24 protein-coding genes and 1 other annotated feature are annotated in these 21789 nt (G+C 42.8%); of the genes, 16 read left to right on the plus strand and 8 right to left on the minus strand.

The window, feature by feature from the left end:
* The first annotated feature begins 2 nt into the window (after positions 1 to 2).
* From infC to ACIQXR_RS16810, 5 genes are all read left to right on the plus strand, one after another.
* The gene (gene infC, locus ACIQXR_RS16790) at positions 3 to 503 is read left to right on the plus strand and encodes a translation initiation factor IF-3 (RefSeq protein ID WP_402874439.1); all 501 of its coding nucleotides are present in this window, start codon (positions 3 to 5) and stop codon (positions 501 to 503) included.
* A 34-nt stretch (positions 504 to 537) separates the two neighbouring features.
* Positions 538 to 738, plus strand: a complete 201-nt coding sequence (gene rpmI, locus ACIQXR_RS16795) for a 50S ribosomal protein L35 (protein WP_034309070.1) — start codon at positions 538 to 540, stop codon at positions 736 to 738.
* 35 nt (positions 739 to 773) lie between these two features.
* Positions 774 to 1133 (plus strand): 50S ribosomal protein L20, encoded by a 360-nt coding sequence (rplT, locus tag ACIQXR_RS16800; RefSeq protein ID WP_402874442.1) that lies wholly within the window; start codon positions 774 to 776, stop codon positions 1131 to 1133.
* Between the two features lie 67 nt (positions 1134 to 1200).
* Complete coding sequence (locus ACIQXR_RS16805) at positions 1201 to 1473, plus strand: DUF1294 domain-containing protein (protein ID WP_402874445.1); 273 nt, start codon at positions 1201 to 1203, stop codon at positions 1471 to 1473.
* A 63-nt stretch (positions 1474 to 1536) separates the two neighbouring features.
* Positions 1537 to 2109, plus strand: coding sequence for a TVP38/TMEM64 family protein (locus tag ACIQXR_RS16810; protein ID WP_402874448.1), 573 nt, complete (start codon positions 1537 to 1539; stop codon positions 2107 to 2109).
* Between the two features lie 37 nt (positions 2110 to 2146).
* Here ACIQXR_RS16810 and ACIQXR_RS16815 read toward each other — a convergent pair whose 3' ends face one another.
* The gene (locus ACIQXR_RS16815; protein ID WP_402874451.1) at positions 2147 to 2527 is read right to left on the minus strand and encodes a sigma-w pathway protein ysdB; all 381 of its coding nucleotides are present in this window, start codon (positions 2525 to 2527) and stop codon (positions 2147 to 2149) included.
* Between the two features lie 106 nt (positions 2528 to 2633).
* Between ACIQXR_RS16815 and ACIQXR_RS16820 the strand changes: the two genes are divergently transcribed.
* Both ACIQXR_RS16820 and ACIQXR_RS16825 read left to right on the plus strand, forming a co-directional pair.
* Entirely contained in the window at positions 2634 to 3122 is a 489-nt protein-coding gene (locus ACIQXR_RS16820) for a dUTP diphosphatase (protein ID WP_402874643.1), read from the plus strand.
* 63 nt (positions 3123 to 3185) lie between these two features.
* Positions 3186 to 4271, plus strand: coding sequence for a M42 family metallopeptidase (locus ACIQXR_RS16825; RefSeq protein ID WP_402874454.1), 1086 nt, complete (start codon positions 3186 to 3188; stop codon positions 4269 to 4271).
* Positions 4272 to 4325: 54 nt separating this feature from the next.
* On the opposite strand, the gene ACIQXR_RS16830 is transcribed toward ACIQXR_RS16825, so the two are convergent.
* The 4 genes from ACIQXR_RS16830 to ACIQXR_RS16845 all read right to left on the minus strand — a co-directional run bounded on the left by ACIQXR_RS16830 (position 4326) and on the right by ACIQXR_RS16845 (position 8091).
* Positions 4326 to 5027 (minus strand): LutC/YkgG family protein, encoded by a 702-nt coding sequence (locus ACIQXR_RS16830; protein ID WP_402874456.1) that lies wholly within the window; start codon positions 5025 to 5027, stop codon positions 4326 to 4328.
* Positions 5024 to 6454: a LutB/LldF family L-lactate oxidation iron-sulfur protein gene (locus ACIQXR_RS16835; protein WP_402874459.1), complete on the minus strand. Its 1431-nt coding sequence runs from the start codon at positions 6452 to 6454 to the stop codon at positions 5024 to 5026. The genes ACIQXR_RS16830 and ACIQXR_RS16835 overlap by 4 nt, the downstream gene beginning before the upstream one ends.
* A 21-nt stretch (positions 6455 to 6475) precedes the next feature.
* On the minus strand, positions 6476 to 7192 hold the full coding sequence (locus tag ACIQXR_RS16840) for a (Fe-S)-binding protein (protein WP_402874462.1): 717 nt from the start codon (positions 7190 to 7192) through the stop codon (positions 6476 to 6478).
* Between the two features lie 167 nt (positions 7193 to 7359).
* The gene (locus ACIQXR_RS16845) at positions 7360 to 8091 is read right to left on the minus strand and encodes a FadR/GntR family transcriptional regulator (protein WP_402874465.1); all 732 of its coding nucleotides are present in this window, start codon (positions 8089 to 8091) and stop codon (positions 7360 to 7362) included.
* Positions 8092 to 8352: 261 nt separating this feature from the next.
* Between ACIQXR_RS16845 and ACIQXR_RS16850 the strand changes: the two genes are divergently transcribed.
* From ACIQXR_RS16850 to ACIQXR_RS16860, 3 genes are all read left to right on the plus strand, one after another.
* On the plus strand, positions 8353 to 10044 hold the full coding sequence (locus ACIQXR_RS16850) for an L-lactate permease (protein ID WP_402874468.1): 1692 nt from the start codon (positions 8353 to 8355) through the stop codon (positions 10042 to 10044).
* A 376-nt stretch (positions 10045 to 10420) separates the two neighbouring features.
* Entirely contained in the window at positions 10421 to 11500 is a 1080-nt protein-coding gene (locus ACIQXR_RS16855) for a YsnF/AvaK domain-containing protein (RefSeq protein ID WP_402874471.1), read from the plus strand.
* 171 nt (positions 11501 to 11671) lie between these two features.
* Complete coding sequence (locus tag ACIQXR_RS16860; protein WP_402874474.1) at positions 11672 to 12475, plus strand: general stress protein; 804 nt, start codon at positions 11672 to 11674, stop codon at positions 12473 to 12475.
* 29 nt (positions 12476 to 12504) lie between these two features.
* Here the strand turns inward: ACIQXR_RS16860 and sspI are convergent, their stop codons facing one another.
* Complete coding sequence (gene sspI, locus ACIQXR_RS16865) at positions 12505 to 12714, minus strand: small acid-soluble spore protein SspI (protein ID WP_402874477.1); 210 nt, start codon at positions 12712 to 12714, stop codon at positions 12505 to 12507.
* Positions 12715 to 12837: 123 nt separating this feature from the next.
* On the opposite strand from sspI, the gene ACIQXR_RS16870 reads away from it, so the two are divergent.
* The 3 genes from ACIQXR_RS16870 to pheT all read left to right on the plus strand — a co-directional run bounded on the left by ACIQXR_RS16870 (position 12838) and on the right by pheT (position 17427).
* On the plus strand, positions 12838 to 13596 hold the full coding sequence (locus tag ACIQXR_RS16870) for a TrmH family RNA methyltransferase (RefSeq protein WP_402874480.1): 759 nt from the start codon (positions 12838 to 12840) through the stop codon (positions 13594 to 13596).
* A 44-nt stretch (positions 13597 to 13640) separates the two neighbouring features.
* Positions 13641 to 13883, plus strand: a binding site (T-box leader).
* A gap of 60 nt (positions 13884 to 13943) precedes the next feature.
* On the plus strand, positions 13944 to 14984 hold the full coding sequence (pheS, locus tag ACIQXR_RS16875) for a phenylalanine--tRNA ligase subunit alpha (protein ID WP_402874483.1): 1041 nt from the start codon (positions 13944 to 13946) through the stop codon (positions 14982 to 14984).
* A gap of 28 nt (positions 14985 to 15012) precedes the next feature.
* Complete coding sequence (gene pheT / locus ACIQXR_RS16880) at positions 15013 to 17427, plus strand: phenylalanine--tRNA ligase subunit beta (RefSeq protein WP_402874486.1); 2415 nt, start codon at positions 15013 to 15015, stop codon at positions 17425 to 17427.
* 157 nt (positions 17428 to 17584) lie between these two features.
* On the opposite strand, the gene ACIQXR_RS16885 is transcribed toward pheT, so the two are convergent.
* Positions 17585 to 17788, minus strand: a complete 204-nt coding sequence (locus tag ACIQXR_RS16885; RefSeq protein ID WP_402874489.1) for a TOBE domain-containing protein — start codon at positions 17786 to 17788, stop codon at positions 17585 to 17587.
* A 116-nt stretch (positions 17789 to 17904) separates the two neighbouring features.
* On the minus strand, positions 17905 to 18864 hold the full coding sequence (gene rnhC, locus ACIQXR_RS16890) for a ribonuclease HIII (protein WP_402874492.1): 960 nt from the start codon (positions 18862 to 18864) through the stop codon (positions 17905 to 17907).
* Positions 18865 to 19037: 173 nt separating this feature from the next.
* Between rnhC and zapA the strand changes: the two genes are divergently transcribed.
* From zapA to polX, 3 genes are all read left to right on the plus strand, one after another.
* Positions 19038 to 19298, plus strand: a complete 261-nt coding sequence (zapA, locus tag ACIQXR_RS16895) for a cell division protein ZapA (RefSeq protein ID WP_402874495.1) — start codon at positions 19038 to 19040, stop codon at positions 19296 to 19298.
* 4 nt (positions 19299 to 19302) lie between these two features.
* The gene (locus ACIQXR_RS16900) at positions 19303 to 19836 is read left to right on the plus strand and encodes a CvpA family protein (RefSeq protein WP_402874498.1); all 534 of its coding nucleotides are present in this window, start codon (positions 19303 to 19305) and stop codon (positions 19834 to 19836) included.
* 213 nt (positions 19837 to 20049) lie between these two features.
* Positions 20050 to 21768, plus strand: a complete 1719-nt coding sequence (gene polX, locus ACIQXR_RS16905) for a DNA polymerase/3'-5' exonuclease PolX (protein ID WP_402874501.1) — start codon at positions 20050 to 20052, stop codon at positions 21766 to 21768.
* The last annotated feature ends 21 nt before the right edge of the window (positions 21769 to 21789 follow it).

The following is a 21789-nucleotide window of genomic DNA, read 5'->3' on the forward strand; positions in this document are numbered from 1 at the left end:
CGATGGTAAACGAGGGCATCCGAGCCCGTGAAGTTCGTCTTATTGACCAAAACGGAGAACAACTTGGAATTAAAACGAAATTCGAGGCAATGGAAATAGCCGCTCGTGTAAATCTTGATCTAGTTTTAGTTGCTGCAAATGCAAAGCCTCCGGTAGCCCGGATTATGGACTACGGAAAACACCGCTTCGAGCAGCAAAAGAAAGACAAGGAAGCTCGTAAGAATCAAAAGGTCATCAGTCTGAAAGAGGTTCGCTTGAGCCCGACGATTGAAGAACATGATTTCAATACGAAACTTCGCAACGGAATCAAATTCCTTGAAAAAGGCGATAAAGTAAAAGCTTCTATCCGATTCAAAGGTCGTGCTATCACGCATAAGGAAATCGGTCAACGCGTATTGGTTCGTTTTGCAGATGCATGTAAAGAAGTGGCTACAATCGAGCAACATCCAAAAATGGATGGACGCAGCATGTTCATTATTTTAGCACCAAAAGCCGAAAAGTAATTATTAAGTATTTTGTAATGAGGAGGAATACCTTATGCCTAAAATGAAAACTCACCGCGGTTCAGCTAAACGTTTCAAAAAAACTGGATCCGGTAAACTTAAGCGTTCTAACGCTTACACAAGCCATTTATTTGCTAACAAATCTACTAAGCAAAAGCGTAAGCTTCGCAAAGCTAGCCTTGTAAGCAAAGGTGACTTCAAACGTATTCGTCATATGTTAGATAACATTAAATAAGTTCGATTTATCGAGTTAAATAGGAGGGAAATAACATGCCACGTGTAAAAGGCGGTACTGTTACTCGCAAACGTCGTAAAAAGGTTATAAAATTAGCTAAAGGTTACTATGGCTCGAAACATATTCTTTTCAAAGTAGCTAACCAACAAGTAATGAAGTCAGGAAACTATGCTTTCCGTGACCGTCGTCAGAAAAAACGTGATTTCCGCAAACTTTGGATCACTCGTATCAACGCAGCTGCTCGCATCAACGGACTATCTTATAGCCGTTTAATGCATGGCTTAAAGCTTGCTGGTATCGAAGTGAACCGTAAGATGCTTGCTGATCTTGCTGTAGCTGACGAACAAGCTTTTGCTCAATTAGCAACTGCTGCTAAACAACAATTAGACAAATAAGTCTGACTGATATAAGCCGCTCTCTTTTTTAAGAGGGCGGCTTTTTATATGCAAGGAGGGAAAGAAGATGGAAACGATATGGTTCGTTCTTGTCTATTTCATCATGGTCAACATCATCGGGTTTGTGTTGATGGGCATCGATAAAAAGAAGGCACGGAAGAGGGAATACCGGATTAGTGAAAAGACACTCTGGACCTGGGCCATCATTGGCGGGGGAACGGGAACATTCATGGGGATGCGTCATTTCCGCCATAAAACGAAGCACTTCACTTTTAAATGGGGGCTACCTGCTTTAATGGTTATCCAGATTGTGCTATTACTCACCAACATCATTCGTTAGTCATATGTTACTGAAATTGCGTATATGCTTGTAGAAGCAGCAAGAATTAGCTGGAGGGAGAACATGGATGAAAAACTGACACTTTTAATGGGTTACGTTCAATCCGGCAGTGTGTTTGCACCATTAATTTTCATCACTTTCCATTTGTTACGACAGTTTTTATTCATACCTGTGATAGTCGTTTGCATTTCAGGGGGCATTTTATTCGGGGCAGCTTTTGGAACCATCTACTCCATCATCGGTCTGACCCTTGCTAATATGATTTTTTATTTCGTCATTGAAAAGTTTCCTAAAATGCAGGAAAAACTGTTTCGTCTTAAAAATAAGCTATTCGGAAATCGGAAACTTAACAGCCGTCAAATTGCGGTATTGCGGCTAATTCCGTTCATCCATTACTATTTATTATCCCTCTGTCTTTTGGAATCCAATAAAGGATTAAAGAACTACTTTTATTTATCCTTCATGACAAATATCCCCGTTGCCTTCGTCTATACGGTTTTCGGTCATTATATTGCGGATTTCAGCCCGACACTCATCATCATCATTTTATTATCGCTTACCTTATTGCTGTACTTATTGAGGGAAAAGCAGACGGTCGTGCCATGGAAAGAATTTTTTCAATCGCATGAAAAATAAAAGCCTTGAGTGGAAGTCACTCAAGGCCATTGCCATTTTAGTCGGTCAAAAACTCCTTAACCGGACTTTTCCAGTCAATCATGGCATCTGGATATTGTTTTTTTATGGCTCTTTCAATCTTTAAGAAATCATCACGCTTTAAGCCTTTCAAAGCGGAAGTTTTCTTCGGCCAGATGAAAATGGAGATCACCTCAAAGGAACGTTCGGTCGTACCTAAATATTTTTCCCCTTCAAACATCACCCCGTTGTAGGTCAATAAAAAATTCTTGCGGATATTCGATGTATCATCGAGCAAAAAGAACTTTTTCTGTTCGTGTGCAAGTTCCAATTTTCGTTTCGGATTAAATAAATATTTGATTGTCGTGTATATGAAAAAGATGATAAGAGCCAAAAGCAAGATCCGTAGTATTAATACCATCATGTTTCCTCCTAAACAGAGTGATTCCTTTCTTTTACGTATAGGTTTTTAATAAGTTTCATTTATTTGATATAATTTAAGCATGACTGATGAAAGTAGTGATGAAATGAATATCGAAAAATTGATGGACATGCAGGCTGCCTTGGATGAACATATTGAGAAGAAACATGCATTACATAATGAGGATCTTGTTGAGAGAAAGATTTTGGCTCTATTAGTAGAGCTTGGCGAGCTGGCGAACGAAACAAGATGTTTTAAGTTTTGGAGTCTTAAAGGCGCTTCGGATAAGGATACGGTTTTAGCTGAATATGTGGATGGCATACATTTTATTCTGTCACTTGGCATTGAAAAAGGGTTTATGCCCAAAGTGGAATCAGCTTCCCATCTGAAAGGGGAGGATGTAACTGCGCAATTTATAAAGATTTATGGATCCATCAATGAGTTTCGTGTACAGCAGGAGGAGCCTGCCTTTCAAGCGGTATTTACCGAGTACTTACGCTTAGGGGAGATGCTTGGCTTTTCTGCGGTGGATGTAGAGGCCGCGTATGTCAGTAAGAATGAAGTGAATTATGAACGGCAGAAGAATGGCTATTAATTGTGGGTTATACCCATATTTTGTATAATGAAAGTTGAAGTGTATGAATGAGGAGGAACGGGAATGGTTCAATTAGATGGAACGCTTAAGATGTTGAAAGACTTAACGGATGCAAAAGGGATTGCCGGGAATGAAAGTGAAGTAAGAAAGGTCATGACTGAATACATAACTCCATATGCGGATGAAATTTCCACGGATGGATTGGGTAGTTTGATTGCTAAGAAAACAGGTGAGGAAAATGGGCCGAAGATTGTCGTGACGGGCCATTTGGATGAGGTCGGTTTCATGATTACACGAATCGACGATAAAGGATTTTTACGTTTCCAGCCGGTAGGGGGATGGTGGTCACAGGTCATGCTTGCACAGCGTGTGACGATCGTGACGAGCAAAGGCGATGTGACAGGCATCATCGGGTCAAAACCGCCGCATATCTTAACGGCAGAAGCGAGGAAGAAGCCGGTTGAGATAAAGGATATGTTCATTGATATCGGAGCGACCAGTAAGGAAGAAGCACAGGGGTGGGGAATCAAGCCAGGAGACATGGTGGTGCCTTATTTCGAATTCACGGTCATGAATAATGATAAGATGCTTCTTGCCAAAGCTTGGGACAACCGAATTGGTTGCGCCATCGCGATCGATGTTCTGAAACAATTGAAAGATAGTGAACATCCGAATGTAGTGTATGGAATTGGAGCAGTCCAAGAAGAAGTGGGCCTGCGTGGATCTAAAACATCGACATTCAAGATCCAGCCGGATATCGGTTTTGCCGTTGATGTAGGGATTGCAGGGGATACACCTGGTGTAAGTGATAAAGAAGCGATGAGTAAAATGGGGAATGGCCCGCAAATCGTCATTTATGATGCATCGATGGTGGCCCATAAAGGATTACGGGATTTCGTTACGAATACGGCTGATGAAATGAACATTCCTTATCAATATGAATCGATTCCAGGCGGTGGAACGGATGCCGGTTCCATTCACCTAACCGCAAATGGTGTACCCGCATTAGCCATTACGATTGCGACGCGCTATATTCATTCCCATGCTGCGATGTTACACCGTGACGATTATGAGAATGCCGTCAAACTCATAGTTGAAGTGATCAAACGCCTCGACCGGGAAACGGTGGACCGGATTATCTATGAATAATCAATGAGATGAAAATGGAGAGCTTCCTACTAAAAGGAGCTCTCCATTTTTTCTTTATTTATCCTCAACGATGATATAGACTGCTTTGATTGGGCCATGAACGCCTACGACCAAATCCATTTCGATGTCAGCGGAATTGCTTGGCCCTGTAATGAAGTTAATACAGGATGGAACAAGCTCACCTTGCTGAACCTTGGACCGGAGTGCCATAGCGGCCTGGGTCATCCTCGGAACGATGCTGCTCTTTGGAATGATGGAAACATGGCAAGCGGGCAAGAAGCTAATCGAGCGGCCATGGTCCTTATCACTATACAGAACGACTGTAGCAGATTCGGCCAGCGTGATTTCACTGAACGTTATGCCGATGTTGGCACGTTCCGCCATTTCAATATTCTTTCTCCCGATTTGATGATCCCAAACATGGACGCCTGTATCATTCAATACATCCATTAATTGATAGTCTGTGAATCTTTGGTCTTTCGGGATGATGACAGGCCCATGTCCAAGTTCTTCCATGACCTGTTGCAAAACATGTGCAGTCTGACTTGAATCCGTAAGATGGACCTGAGTATGAATCCGGGTGCACTGTTCTCGTAATTCCTCGACGAGCTCTTCTTGTGTTGCATGTTTCAAGACTTCCATCTGTGGGGCATGTTTCCATACGGGGCGGGATATGCCTTCCGTAATGGGGGACCTCCCCAAGTTCTTGGCTATCTTCGCTAAAAATGTATCCTCGTTTTGAATGGTTCCGGTCATGATGATTGCCCTCCTTTGTCACGGTTCTTGAACCAATCTCGGAAGCTTTCCTTATTAGGGGCAGGAAATTCACGGCTTTCCGTCCAAGACTTAAGTGGTCCTGGTCCTTTTGAAATAATATCCCCAGTCTTGAAAGGAGACATGGCGGAAGGAGCCATTTTGGATCCGAATTTATAAAGCATCGGGGAGGCAGCGCCAATTCCGAATGCCTTCATCGCCATTTTTTCAGAAAAAGGAGCCATTTTTTCTTTTTCGACAATGACTTCACGATGTTTCCTCAATAGATCATGAAGCGGGATCTTTACTGGACAGGCATCTGTACAGGCTGCACAAAGCGTCGATGCATAAGGCAATTCCTTATAATCTTCATATCCACCAAGAAGAGGGGAAAGTACCGCCCCGATTGGGCCTGGATAAATCGAACCGTAGGAATGACCGCCAACCTGACGATAGACCGGACAAACATTAATACATGCGGCACAGCGAATGCATTGGAGTACCGATTGGAATTCAGTCCCTAAAATCTTGGAACGTCCATTATCCACGATGACAAGGTGAAATTCTTCGGGGCCATCAATATCCCCTTCATCTCTTGGTCCGGTAAGGGCGGTAATGTAACTGGTCAATCTCTGGCCGACCGCACTCCTCGTCAATAAACTGACAAGGATTTCAAATTCATCGAACGTCGGTACGAGACGTTCCATCCCCATCACCGTAATCTGGGTTTTTGGAAGGGCCGTCACTAAATCTGCGTTGCCTTCGTTCGTTACCAAACCGATGGAGCCCGTTTCAGCAACCGCAAAGTTACAGCCAGTAATTCCAATATCGGCACTCAGGAACTCTTTCCGCAGGATTCCCCGGACATGGTCCGTCAGCTCTTCAGGCTTTTCAGTTTTCGTATAGGCGAGCTTTTCTTTGAAAACGTCTCTAATTTGTTCTTTGTTCTTATGAAGCGCTGGTGCCACGATATGTGAAGGCGGATCATTGTTATCAAGCTGCAGGATATATTCGCCTAGGTCCGTTTCGATGACATCGACTCCCGCTGATTCTAGTGTTGCGTTCAGGTTAATTTCTTCCGTGACCATGGATTTCGACTTCACGACTTTTTTTGCGTTCTTTTTTTCGATGACGTCCTTAACATACCCACTAGCTTCTTCCGCCGTTTCCGCAAAAAAGACATGACCGCCCCTTTTGGATACATTTTCGGCAAGCTGATGTAAATAAAAATCAAGGTTACTTAGTACATGTTGGCGGATTTCTTCCCCAAGGGAGCGCCATTCCTCCCAGTTTCCCAATTCATCAACGGCCGTTAGGCGGCGTCCATGTAAACGTTCTTGGGCACTCGAAACGGCCAATCGCATAAAGTCATTCTGTATTCCTTCGTCCACCCGGTCTTTAAACTTGGCAGAACTCGTTTTCATAGACATCGTTTTGCCTCCTCGGTTTCTTTAAATGCTATTTAATACTTCCGCAATATGTAAAACCTTGATGGGTTGCCCTTTACGTTGGATACGGCCCCCGATATTCATTAAGCAACCAGCGTCTCCGCCGATAAGAAAGTCGGCTCCGGTATCTTCCACATTACAAGCCTTTTCCTCTACCATTTGTCCGGAAATGTCTCCCATCTTGACTGAAAAGGTCCCCCCAAAGCCACAACAGTTTTGGGCGTCCGGAAGCGGTGTCATTTCCAGTCCCTTAACATGGCTCAATAAAATGGCAGGAGCTTCTTTCACTTTGAGCAATCGAGTCATATGGCAGGATGTATGATAGGTCGCTTTACCTTCAAGCTTAGCACCGACATCCGTCACCTTTAGTACATCCACGATGAATTGAGTCAGTTCATATGTTTTTTCTGCCAATGCAACAGCTTTCTTTTCCCAAACCGGATCTCCTTTAAAAAGAACCGGGTACTCTTTGAACATAGCTGCACAGGAACCAGAAGGGGTGACAATATATTGTGCATCCTCAAATGTATGGATCATCTTTTTCATTGCTTCTTTTGAATCCTTTGTATAGCCGCTATTATAAGCCGGTTGTCCACAGCAAATCTGTGATTCCGGAAAGTCAATTTCACACCCAAGCCGCTCGAGCAGTTCCACCGTCGCTTTTCCGACATTGGATTGAAATAAATCCACTAAACATGTGGCGAATAAAGTCACTTTCATAATTTTTCCTCCTTTTTCAAATGAGTGAACAGGTCATCTGATGACTAAAACAGAAAAAGGAAATGGTTGAATAACTTGCCATTTTCCCTAGAAACATGGAATCTTTTTCAGAATAATATATCAAATTCTGTATAATTTGTATAGTTCATTTTTAGTAATCGTGCGTATTATTGATTTTTCACACTGGTTTGGAGGATGAATTTATCAAAAGATTCCTCGACATTTTGCAAATGGAAAAGCATGGCATGGCGGGCGCCGGCTTCGTCCTTGTCGACGATTGCTTGGTAAATTTGGGTATGTTGCTGATAAAGCCGTTTAAGGGACATTTCTTCAGAATAGAGAGCAAGACGTCGAATGTCACGCATCTTTTCGGTCATCATCACTGACACCTGGCTCATCAATGTAATGAGCAACTCATTTTTAGAAGCGTTCGCAATGGTCACGTGAAAGCCTATATCAGCTCTATCACTCAATGCTTCATCGTCGGCTACCTTTAGCATTTCCGCAAGCTTCGTCTCCATTTCGGCAATGTCCTCAGCGGTCCGCTTTTTCGCGGCTAACTCGGCAGTTCCAGATTCAAGTATTTTTCGGACTTCCAGTAAATCTTTAATATTTTCTTTATCCATCAACAGAGCTGTAGTCAATGGGTAGTTCATGATGCTAGGGTCGAAAGTTTTCACGAATGTTCCTTCGCCCTGCTTAATTTCAATGAGCCCCATCGAGCTAAGGGCACTTAATGCTTCACGAATTGCCGGGCGGCCGACCTGGAAATTTTCCGCAAGCTGTTGAATGGAATCTAATTTATCGCCCGGTTTCAAAGTACCGGAACGAATCATTTCATACAGTTCATCACTGACTTCTTCATAAATTTTCTTTGGTTTGATTTTTTTGTAGGTCAAGTAGGAACACCCCGATTTTCTTTGCTTTTTCTAGTTATCTTTATTATATAACACATTGTTGGTTTCTCATCTGTCGATAAGGAAATATGATCAAAAAATAAAAAAACCTTGATTTTCCATTTCTAATCATTTACCTTAAATAAATAATCATCAAGTCATCTGATGACTTCCAGCAATATGAAGAAATATAAATGTGAAAGGGTTTTCACTGAATATAAATATCTGAAAGTTTGAAAAATATAGTGAATGGAGTCGAAACGAATGACATGGACACAGAACTTTACACCGATTCTTGATAATCTGGTACTATCATCTCTAGTAGCGCTTATACCCATTTTGTACTTTTTCTGGGCTCTTACCATCAAACGGATGAAAGGATACCTAGCGGGTTTGACAACCTTGCTTGTTGCTTTTGTAACTGCCGTTTTCGCGTATGGGATGCCGGCAGGAAAAGTCGTGATGTCTGCTTCTCAAGGGGCCGTTTACGGACTGTTGCCTATCGGATGGATCATCATCACATCCGTATTCTTGTACAAGATGACTGTGAAAAGTGGGCAATTTGACATTATCCGATCTTCTGTCCTGTCCTTGACGGAAGATCGCCGCCTTCAAGCCTTATTGGTGGCATTCTCATTCGGGGCCTTTTTAGAAGGGGCGGCTGGATTTGGTGCACCAGTGGCCATTTCTGCAGCTCTTCTGGTGGGACTTGGATTTAATCCGCTTTATGCAGCGGGAATCTGTTTAATCGCCAATACGGCACCTGTTGCATTCGGTGCGGTCGGGATTCCGATTATTGCGATGGAAGGACCTACTGGTATTGCGGCTATGGAAATATCCAAAATGGTCGGTCGCCAGTTACCTTTCTTGTCGGCTTTCATCCCACTATATCTCATCATGATCATGTCTGGATGGAAACGGACGATTGAAGTGTTGCCGGCTGTCATCGTTTCCGGTCTATCTTTTGCCATTACCCAATATGTAAGTTCGAATTTCCTTGGACCTGAATTACCGGATATTCTTTCTGCATTAGTATCATTATTTGCCTTAGCCATCTTCCTGAAATTCTGGAAGCCAAAAACGATTTTTCGATTCAAGTCGGAAGAAACGGCAGCAGCTGTTGAAGAATTCGCTTCTGAACAAGAAACAGAGAAAAAGTATACGAAATGGCAGATATTCCATGCGTGGTCCCCATTCCTTCTGTTGACGGGTTTCATTTCCATTTGGGGATTGAATCCAATAAAGCCGGCATTATCCGGTCATTATGAGGGAACGAATGCCATTTTAAAAGGAATCAATGAAATTGGTAAACTATTAACTTTCCAAATTGAAGTGCCTGGTTTGCATAATGAAATTATTGGTAGCAATGGCCTGCCCATTGCAGCTTTTTATAAAATCGAACTGCTCGGTACAGCAGGAACGGCCATTTTACTGGCGGCCATTGTGACAAAGTTCATCGTACATATGTCTTCAAAAGTATTCTTGGATACATTTGTGGAAGCCATGAAAGAATTAGCCAAGCCAATCTTGATGATCTCCTCTGTCGTTGCTTTCGCTTATGTGACGAATTCTTCGGGGATGTCGACGACCTTGGGAATGACACTTGCAAAGACCGGAGACTTCTTCCCGTTTTTCGCACCGGTCCTTGGCTGGTTAGGTGTGTTCATTACAGGTTCGGATACATCTGCCAATCTATTATTTGGCGGTCTGCAAAAAGTTACCGCTTTAAAGATTGGAATGGAGCCGGTATTGGCGCTCGCGGCGAATTCCTCCGGGGGTGTAACCGGAAAGATGATTTCCCCTCAGTCGATTGCCATCGCTTGTGCGGCTGTCGGACTGGCTGGTAGGGAGTCCGAATTATTGAGATTCACCCTCAAGCATAGTTTGTTCTTATTGCTTCTTGTATGTATTATCACGTTCTTGCAAAATGGCATCCTTTCTTGGATGATTCCATAATGAGAGTAAAACCCCCTCCTGCTTTAAGGATAACCTTAAACAGGAGGGGGGTTTTTTTGTTTCTAAAATTCTAGTTGGGGAGATTTGGAGACACTTCTTTAGTAGGTAGGACGCCTATATATAGAAGAAAGCGAATCTATTGAGTTTATGAAAACTAGTAAAATGGGGGTATTGATTCTAAACATTACATTTATATAATGCTTGCATCCCTAGTCCAGATGGGGTCTGGAGGGAAAAGGCATTCGTTTTTGAGAACGTAATGTAATGTTATAACACAAATGTAATATGGCTTATTCGTTTAGTTCGCATACTAACGGGTACATTCTAAATATACCAACTACCAAATACATCGATAAAATACGAGGAGGAATTTAATATGAATAAGACAGTTTATGGAGTATATGAATCTAATGCAGAAGTGATCCAAGCAATCAATGCACTTAAAGCGAAAGGCTATGAAGGGGAAGATATAACGGTTGTAGCAGACAAAGAAGAAACACTGGACTTTACGAATCAACAAAGGGAAACGGATGTCCATACCATTACGAATGCATCACATGATGATAGCTTTATGGACAAGGTGGCACGCTTCTTCATGCCAGATGAGCATGCGAACCTTTCAACGAAACTAGCGGATGCAGGGCTTTCTAATAGTGAAGCAGCTGAATACGTGTATGATGTAGAACGAGGAAAAGTGTTGGTTTTAGTTGAAGAAGGCAAAGGTCATCTAACTGTACCAAGAGATTCATTCAAGGCTGGAACAGAAGGAAGCACCCGTCCGGTTGGAAAGACGTTGGATAGCAACTCGGAAAACCCACGTTTCAACGGAACTGAACAGAATGGTTTGTTGAACGATAAGGATACTTCTGTCATGAATGGCCGTGGTCGTGGAACGACAGAAGATGAAAAAACGATTCGACTACGTGAAGAACAGTTGAATATTGATAAAGAAAGAGTTCAGGCAGGCGAAGTCGTCATCGATAAAGAAGTGAAGGAACAGCAAAAAACCATTAATGTTCCGGTTGAGCACGAAGAAGTAACGATTGAACGTCGGCCTGTTACAGGTAGAGAAAGCGGATTGGAAGCAGGAAGCATTAAAGATGGGGAAACTGTAAGAATTCCAGTTGTTGAGGAAAAATTGGAAGTGACCAAAAAACCGGTGGTCACTGATGAAATTGTCATCAAGAAACAAGTGGTACAAGATACTGAACAAGTTCAGGATACTCTTAAAAAAGAAGATATCCAGCTTGATAGTAGTGATTCATCCATCGTACGTGAAAAAAATCTAGGTGAAACGACCAAGAGAGATGCTTTAAATAAAACGGATTCAGTGAAGAATCGCGATTCTCTCAATACCGGAAGAGTCAATACTGGGGTCAATACCGGAGTAGGGCATGACCCATTAGAAGAAAAGAGAAATGTGAAAACCCTTGAAGAACAACAAAAACTTCGTTAAGGGATTAATAGAGAATGACCTGCCGTTTACGAGACGGCAGGTCTTTTTTTTAGGTGCATGACGAGTGGAATTAAATCCTTATCGACTGGCCAGAGCCTGATTTTTGTTTAATTTTGGGTGGTAAGGGTATAACAAGATTAAATAGTAATGCTACAAAAGGAGGAATAATTCATGGGAAAAACATTGCATGGTGTTTATGATTCTAGTTCCGAAGCAAACAAGGAAATCCAGGCGCTTCATTTAAAAGGATGGGATAGTGAGAAAATCACCGTAATCGCGAATAAAAAAGAAGATGTGGCTTTTGTGAACAATAGCCAGAATGAGGACGTCGATATTATCACGAACCAGGATGATGATTCATTCGTAGAAAAAGTGAAACACTTCTTCTTGAATGAAGGATCCGGTGATATCAGAAATCGTTTAGGGAATCTGGGTTTAGCCGATAGTGAAGCCACGGCTTATATAAATGAAGTTGAAGCCGGGAAGTTCTTGATTCTTCTTGACGACGAGACCCCAATAGAGACCGAAGATCATATTACCTCCCAAGAGAATAACCCACTTAAAACCGGTATCGTGAATAATCCGGATCCGAATCTTTTCCCGGAAACGACGGCGAATGCCTATCAAGCAAGTGAAGTAGAGGCACAGCCAGGTAAAGGTGAAGAACTTCATGGGAATTCAACCAACATCTATGATAATCAAGAGATGGGATCGAAACGTGCACAAGAGAAAGAGATGAAGTCGAATTCCACGGAGCAGTATAAGAAACCAAGACCAGAGGATTATGAGGGAACGATAGCGAGCGATCCCCATGTGGATCCCTTTTCCGCTGACACCAAACATTCACTGGATGTAGGAGACGCACTGAATCGGACCACGGCTCCCGGGGACGGAAAGGTGCCACAAGATAGCGATGAGAACCCTGACTTAACGGACCCATACATCAAAAATCGCATTAATACGGATCACTTATGAGCCGAAAAAATAACAGCCGTGGATGGCTGTTATTTTTTTAATCCAGATTCAAGAGCCGTAATCATTTCCTGCTTTTCCTGTTCGGATGAATTTTCCCAGATGACCTCGAATAATACGCCAAGACCTGGTAGCATTTTTTCCTCACCATTTTGAATCGCATCGACTATCGTATCCTCTAGCTGTTCTTGCGTATTTCCGGATACATTCTGAATAATGGCATTGCGTAAATTTAAATTCATGATTTTTCCTCCTCTAACACATAATGACTCACATAACTAGCATTTCACAAACAGGCATTCAATATGTATACGAATTACGTTATAATAGGATAATTAGCGTGAAATATTAAAGGAGCGTTTACCTTGAAATATATTGAGTCTGTAAAAAACCCTCAGGTGAAGCAGTGGAAAAAATTATTGACCAAAAAAGAACGGGATAAAACCGGTACGTATTTAGTAGAAGGTTTTCATCTTGTTGAAGAAGCATTGAAGGCAGAAATCGTCATGGAAGTAATCGTAAATGAAGAAACAGAAATGCCGGCCCATTTTTCGCTTGAAGGCACGGATGTCATCTATGTGAAAACTGATATCATGAAGGCGATTTGCGATACGGAGAGCCCACAAGGAATAGCCGCTGTCTGTGAACAGAAAACCATGAGCATGTCTTCCATCAATCCGTACAAACTACTGTTGATCGATGCGGTGCAAGATCCAGGCAATATCGGCACGATGATCCGGACAGCTGATGCAGCCGGAATCGATGCTGTCATTCTAGGAGAAGGGTGTGCCGATTTGTATAATCCGAAAGTGGTCCGTTCCACGCAGGGAAGCCTGTTTCATATGCCGGTGGTTAAAGGGAATCTTTCCGAGATCATTGATGAACTGAAGCAACAAGGCATGCCGGTTTATGGCACGGCCTTAGAAGGTGGCTCGCCCTTTGAAGAGGTGGAAAGGTCTTCGCGATTTGCACTGCTCGTCGGTAATGAAGGCCAAGGAGTTTCCAAGGAATTATTGGCGAAAACGACGAAAAACCTTTATATTCCGATTTACGGGAAAAGTGAATCACTGAATGTCGGGATCGCGGCCGGTATTTTAATGTACTATTTAAGAAAATCAATTTGAAACGGCCGTTCATTTATAATATAATGAAACAGAATTTTATAATGAAAACAACAATGACAAAGAGTAGTAACTTAAGACATCCATAACCAGGGAAAAAATGCCGTGACTGAAAGCATTTTTATGGCACTGCTTAAGGGAATTCACCTTTCGAGTTGGCATTGGGAAGACAGAGTGTCTGAAAAATGTTCCGGTGAAGAGCCGTTATTTTTTATGAGTGAGTGCTTCATGCTTTTTAGCAGATAGCACTAATAAGGGTGGTACCGCGATACATAAACCTCGTCCCTTTCTGGGAGTGGGGTTTTTTTGTGTTCATTTTTACAAAAGGAAAACTAAAGGAGGAAGACATGATGCAGGAACGTTTACTAGAACTGCAGGAAGAAGCGTTGCAAAAAGTTGCCGCAGCTTCCGAACTAAAAGAACTGAATGAAGTCCGTGTTGCTTATTTAGGGAAAAAAGGGCCGATTACAGAGGTATTACGCGGAATGGGGAAATTATCAGCTGAGGAACGTCCGAAAATCGGAGCGCTAGCTAATGAGGTCCGTGGAGCCATCGCGTCGAAAATCGAGGAAAAACAAGCGGCATTAGAAACAGCTGCCGTTAATAAGAAGCTTGCAACAGAAACGATTGACGTGACATTACCAGGCCGTCCGGTTAAGAAAGGAAATCTTCATCCGTTAACACGGGTCGTCGAGGAAATTGAAGACCTATTCATCGGTATGGGATACACAGTGGCTGAAGGTCCTGAAGTCGAAACGGACTATTACAACTTTGAGGCATTGAACTTGCCGAAGAGCCATCCAGCACGTGATATGCAAGATTCATTCTACATAACGGATGAGATTTTGATGCGTACCCACACGTCTCCAGTACAAGCAAGAACGATGGAAAAACATAAAGGCCAAGGTCCGGTTAAAATCATTTGTCCAGGTAAAGTGTATCGTCGTGATAATGATGACGCAACGCACTCGCATCAATTCCAGCAAATTGAAGGCTTGGTCATCGATGAAAACATCAGCATGAGCGACCTGAAAGGAACACTTGATGTATTTGCTAAGAAAGTATTCGGCCAAGACCGGGAAATCCGTCTTCGTCCAAGTTTCTTCCCTTTCACGGAGCCATCAGTAGAGGTGGATATCTCATGTAAAATCTGTGGCGGTAAAGGTTGTAATGTATGTAAACAAACAGGATGGATCGAAGTGCTGGGTGGAGGAATCGTTCATCCGAATGTCCTTGAAATGGCTGGATTCGATTCGAAGAAATACTCCGGATTCGCTTTTGGAATCGGTGTAGAACGGATTGCGATGCTAAAATACGGCGTGGATGATATCCGTCACTTCTATACAAACGATGTTCGTTTCTTAAAACAATTCCATCATCATGAAGCATAAATTTTAATTTTAAAGAGGAGGACCTACCATGTTTGTATCATATAAATGGTTGCAGGAATATGTAGACCTTTCCGGCATCAATGCAAGTGAGCTTGCGGATAAAATCACGAAGAGCGGCATTGAGGTTGAAGGGGTAGAAAAGAAAAGTGAAGGGCTTAAAGGGATTGTCATCGGACACGTACTAGAACGCGAACAGCATCCGAATGCCGATAAACTGAATAAATGCCTGGTTGATATTGGAGCGGAGGCCCCTGTACAAATCGTCTGTGGAGCCCCGAACGTGGATAAAGGCCAAAAAGTAGCCGTAGCGACTGTTGGCGCTGTACTTCCAGGTAACTTTAAAATCAAGAAAGCCAAGCTTCGTGGAGAAGAATCTCACGGAATGATTTGCTCGCTTCAAGAATTAGGTTTCGAATCCAAGATTGTATCTAAAGATTATGCAACAGGCATTTTTGTATTCCCTAATGATGTGGAAGTTGGCAAAGATGCACTAGAAGAACTTGGTTTAAGCGATGAAGTGCTGGAACTTGGTTTAACGCCAAACCGATCAGATGCTTTAAGCATGCTGGGTGTTGCTTATGAAGTCGGAGCCATTCTTGGTCGTGATGTGAAATGGCCAGTCATCGAAAAAGAAGAAGCAACGGAAAAAGCCACTGATTATATTAACATCAAAGTGGAAGCAAAAGAAGATAATCCATTATACATCGCTAAAATCATCAAGGACGTAAAAGTAGGTCCATCTCCACTCTGGATGCAGACCCGCCTTATGTCAGCAGGCATTCGTCCGCATAACAATGTGGTCGATATTACGAATTACATTTTACTTGAATATGGTCAGCCACTACATGCCTTTGATTATGATCGTTTGGGTTCAAAGGAAATTGTCATCCGTAAAGCGAACGAAGCAGAAAAGATCGTTACTTTGGATGAAACGGAACGTACATTATCGCCAGATCATCTGGTCATCACGAACGGCACCGAGCCAGTTGCGATTGCAGGAGTAATGGGCGGGGCAAACTCAGAAGTGAAGAATGATACAACGACCGTCATTATCGAAAGTGCTTATTTTGCCGGGACAGTTGTACGTAAAGCTTCGAAAGATCATGGATTACGTAGTGAAGCAAGTGCCCGTTTTGAAAAAGGCGTCGATCCAGCTCGCGTGCGTGAAGCTGGAGAACGTGCAGCTCAATTGATTGCACAATATGCAGGCGGAACGATTCTACAAGGAACGGCAGAGGTTGATGAACTGACAATGGAGCCAGCTGTCATTAGCATTACCCTTGAAAAAATCAATACGCTTCTTGGCACGGATATGTCTGTCGCTGAAGTGGAATCCATCTTCAAACGTCTTCAATTTGGAGTGGCTCTGGACAATGAAACGTTCACGATCACCGTTCCTACACGCCGTGGAGATATTACGATTGAAGCGGATTTAGTGGAAGAAGCTGCCCGTCTTTATGGATATGACAACATTCCAGCAACATTGCCGGTTGGTGCCGCGACTCCTGGCCAATTGACGGATTATCAAATGAAACGTCGTAAAGTCCGCCGTACCCTTGAAGGAGCAGGACTGTATCAAGCGGTTACGTATTCGTTGACAAGCGAGGACAAAGCGGCTCAATTTGCATTGAACGCCCGTGATTCCATCCGTTTGGCCATGCCGATGAGTGAAGAACGGAGCCAGTTGCGTTTAAGCATCGTTCCACAATTATTAGAAGTCGTGAAATATAATAATGCTCGCCAGCTTGACTCACTTGCTCTATATGAAATTGGTTCTGTCTTCTTCAAAAAAGACAATCAAGAGCTTCCTGAAGAGAAAGAGCATGTAGCTGGAGTTATTACAGGACTATGGGAATCTCAACCTTGGCAAGGCGAAAAGAAATCGGTTGATTTCTATGTAGCAAAAGGCGTGATCGAAGCAATTTTCGATACGCTGGGGTTAACTGATCAAATCAGCTATCGCCAAGCGGAAATCAAAGATATGCATCCAGGACGGACAGCGGAAGTACTGTTGGATGGTGAGGTAATCGGCTTCATCGGCCAAGTGCATCCAACCGTTCAGAAGGATTTGGATATAAAGGAAACATACATCTTCGAACTTTCATTCAAAGCTATGGCTGAAGCGGAAGTGGCGCCGATTGCATATCAAACGATCCCACGCTATCCATCGACCACACGCGATATCGCGTTAGTAGTCGAGCAAGCAGCGAAAGCCGGCGACATCCAAAATATTATTTTGGAAGCGGGTGGCAAGTTATTGAAAGAAGTCAGCATCTTTGACTTATACGAAGGCGAAAAAATGGAAGAAGGCAAGAAATCCATCGCTTTCTCATTGAAATACTTCGATCCGGAACGTACATTGACGGACGAGGATATCACCAAAGCGCATGAAAAAGTGCTTGCAGCGGTTAAAGAAAAAGCCGGAGCAGAATTACGAGGATAAGATCGCATCAAAAAAGGCAGCCTCCTGACATTTCAGGAGGCTGTTTTTCTGGGTGTAACGCCTTCGTTTGATAGCATGCAAATTTAAAAGAAGACTCTCACTCACTTCTCTAGAATTAGAAAGGTGGGTGAGAGTCTTCTATTAGGATATGTATCAGTTACTTGGCAATCATGATGGAACTTGCTTTGATGATTGCTGTTGCCTGATCATCCACTTTTAGATCCATTGATTCTGCAGAAGCCGTTGTAATGCTGGATACGATGTCTACACCATTGATACTCATGGTTATTTCCGTTGAAATAGGTCCTGTTTTAACTTCAGTGATTCTTCCACTTAATTGGTTTCTTGCTGATAATTGCATGAAGACCGCCTCCTAATAATATGTACTTTCTTATAGTCGACAAGATCTTCTGAATACATTCATCTTACTATCATAAGAAGCAAGCCCAAAGGCATTTACGTTTCCAATTCCCGTTCTCATTTCCCGTATTTCTTGTGATATATTTTTTTTGCTTTTTCCGTATTGGCAAAATGTGTTTTCGTAAAGTCATTCAAGGCGTCGATCCCTTTTTCATGGATTAAGCGTGCCGCTGCCTCGTCGACGGCAAAGCCTGCTCCTTTGGGGATTCTAAAACCGGCCTTTTCGCTCAATAGGTCAAAGCGTTTCACAAATGCGTAACGAGCGAGAATCGAAGCGGCGGCAACGGAAAGATGAATGCCTTCCGCTTTCGTGCATAAATAGGTAGCGTTAGCCTGAAAGGGCTCCTGGCCTTTCAAATAATTGAAAAATACATTTGGCTGGGCGAATTGGTCTATCAGGACCGCCTCCGCTTGCTCTGGCTGTATTTTTTGAATAAGGTGCTTGATGGCTTGATTATGGAGGAGTGCTTTAATCTTTCCTTGAGACATCCCTTTTGCCTGAAGCATATTGTATTTCGGATTATCACACGTCAACAGGCTAAATGGGACAACATCCTTGATTTGTTTAGCAATTTCGATGATTTGTGGATCTTTCAGGTTTTTTGAATCTTGAACACCGAGTTCTTTCAATAAAAGTAGCTGTTCTTTTTTTGCATAGGCAGCAACGACGGTAATGGGGCCAAAATAATCGCCGGTCCCGACTTCATCGGAACCAATAACAGACATCGTGGCAATGTTGGCCGGCGGTAAATAACGATGAACTTTGACTGTGGAAGTGGATGAAGAGTCCGGTTTCTTCTTCGGGGTTACTGCATCCTTCTGCCATTTTGCAGCTTCCAATTCTGCATTTTTTCCTTGAAACAGGACCTTTCCGGATTTATAACCGGTTACGGTACAGAGCGGGGGCTTGGCTGAAAATATACTCCCAGGTGGAAGCTTTGCAACTGAGCTATTCATATAATGGGCTTTCATTGCTTGGATTTGGATAGGACTTGTAAGTAATACAACATGGGACATAATTAATGGACTCCTCGCTCAATTTGATTTATTAAGGGATCATTCATACTAAAGGAATTTATAACTGACAAATTATTGCAATTTTTATGCGAGAAATGACGATGTACTCTCTTTCATGACGAAAAAGTTCATGATATGATAGAAATAGGATTGTTTAGATTGGAGGCATCATTTTGTCAGACGATAAACGAAATAAAACGACAGTTGACATATACGGACAACCATATACAATCGTCGGTACGGAAAGCGCGAGTCATATGCGCCTAGTTGCTTCGATGGTCGACGAGAAAATGAGAGAAATCAGTATGAAAAACCCACATTTGGATACGAGTAAGCTTGCGGTACTGACCGCAGTGAACACGATCCACGAATATATTAAATTAAAAGATGAACTGGACCAGCTTCAACTGGAATTAAAGAGAGAGAAGGACTGAGTACATGCTTGATTTAGCAATTCTGGCCATTCTTTTAATCGGTGTATTAATCGGTTTGAAGCGTGGCTTTATTTTACAACTGGTTCATATGACAGGTTTTATTGTAGCCTTCATTATTGCCTATGTCTTCTATGGGGATCTTGCCCCCAACTTGAAAATGTGGATTCCATTCCCTTCCATAGGTGATTCTTCGACGCTTAATATGTTTTTCGAATCGGTTGGGCTTGAGACGGCTTATTACAATGCCATCGCCTTTGCCATCGTGTTCTTTGCCACTAAGATTCTTTGGCAAATGCTTGGATCGATGCTCAATTTCATCACCTACCTGCCGATCCTAAAACAGTTGAATCGTTGGGGAGGCGCGATATTGGGATTTGCCGAAGTCTATCTTATCATGTTTATTATATTATACATAGGTGCCTTGCTGCCAATGGATTCTATCCAGGAACCGCTTACCGGCTCCTTCCTGGCAGAATCAATCGTGAAACATACTCCGTTCCTATCCGAACAGGTGGAAGACCTTTGGTTTAATAAGTAAATTCATAAGCGCATTAAATTGGGGTCCATTACCTTTCAAAGTTGTAAACCGTCATCTTTGGAAGGGCGGGCCCTTTTCTGTGGATCAGCCTGGGATTACCTAATCGTTGATTCGTATAAGTAATAATCGAACGGCTTGTACTTTGGCGTTAAGAAAGGTATCTTTAAGAAAGTATCCAAGGGAGTTTCCCTACTAATTTTGGTGGTGAAAAAAATGACAATCAATAAAAAAGATATTATAAAATTATTAGAAAAGATAGCCATATACATGGAACTTAAAGGAGAAAATCCGTTTAAAGTATCGGCTTTCCGCAAGGCGGCTGGTGCATTGGAAACCGATGACCGGAGTCTAACGGCCATCGATGACTTTACGGCGTTGAATGGCATCGGGAAAGGGACGGCATCCGTCATTGAAGAATTTATCAATGAAGGGAAGTCGACCGTTCTTGAAGAGCTTCAGGAGCAGGTGCCGAAGGGCTTGATACCGCTTTTACAACTTCAGGGATTAGGCGGTAAAAAAATCGCCAAGCTACACAAAGAATTACATATTAATGATGTGAATGACCTTAAACTGGCATGTGTGGAGGGGCGTGTCGCGGCTCTGACCGGTTTCGGTAAAAAAACAGAAGAAAAGATCTTATCAGCCATTGCCGAGGCTGGATCAAGGCCTGACCGTCTTCCACTTGCTTTCATGAGACCGATTGCTGACGATATCGAGATGGCGATTGGCAATATGGAGCATATCACGCGCTCATCAAGAGCCGGCAGTATGCGAAGAATGAGGGAAACGGTTAAAGATCTTGATTTCATCATATCCACGGACCACCCAGAAGAGGTGAAGGAACAGCTTCTTTCATTGCCTGGCATTAAGCAAGTCATTGCCGCAGGTGATACAAAGGTTTCGGTCGTCCTTGATTATGAATATGATATTTCTGTCGATTTCCGGATCGTGCAGGATAAAGAGTTCACCACGACTCTTCACCATTTCACCGGTTCGAAGGATCATAATGTCCGTATGCGCCAGTTGGCTAAAGAACGGGGAGAAAAGATAAGTGAATATGGCGTGGAGGTAGCTGAAACGGGAGAAATTCTGACCTTCGAAACAGAAGAGCAATTTTACAATCATTTCGGCATCCCGCTCATTCCACCCGAATTACGTGAAGATGGGACGGAAGTGGAACAGTACAATGAAAGTGAACCGCTTATAACGGTAGAAGATATTCAGGGTGACCTGCATATGCATACCACTTGGAGCGATGGTGCTTATTCGATTGAAGAAATGGTTGAAGCATGTCGGGCCAAGGGCTATAAATATATGGCCATCACTGACCATTCACAATACTTGAAAGTGGCGAATGGCTTGACTGCAGAGCGGTTGCGCGAACAAAAACAGATCATTCATGACATTAATGAAAAGTATGATGATTTTACGGTCCTATCAGGAATTGAAATGGATATCCTTCCAGATGGAACCCTTGATTACGATGATGAATTGCTGGCAGAGATGGACTTGGTCATCGCCTCCATCCACTCGAGCTTTTCTCAGCCCCGGGAAACGATCATGGAACGATTAAAAACGGCATTGAATAACCCGCATGTCGATATTATTGCCCATCCGACAGGAAGAATCATCGGCAGACGATCGGGATATGATGTCGATATGGATATGCTAATTGAACTGGCACGCGAGACGAATACGGCACTTGAGTTGAATGCTAACCCGAACCGTTTGGACTTGGCTCCGCCTCATCTACGTAAAGCGCAAGAAGCGGGAGTGACGGTTGTGATCAATACTGATGCCCATAGTATTGATATGCTTGAACATATGCCGGTTGGCGTATCTTCTGCTAAAAAAGGATGGATTAAAAAAACAACGGTTCTTAACGGGATGGATACGGATGGTTTATTGACGTTTTTAAAGAGAAATGACTAATTATTTACTCACTGAGGAGGA

The sequence above is a fragment of the Peribacillus sp. NPDC097224 genome, from assembly GCF_044761985.1.
Taxonomy (GTDB): Bacteria; Bacillota; Bacilli; order Bacillales; family DSM-1321; genus Peribacillus.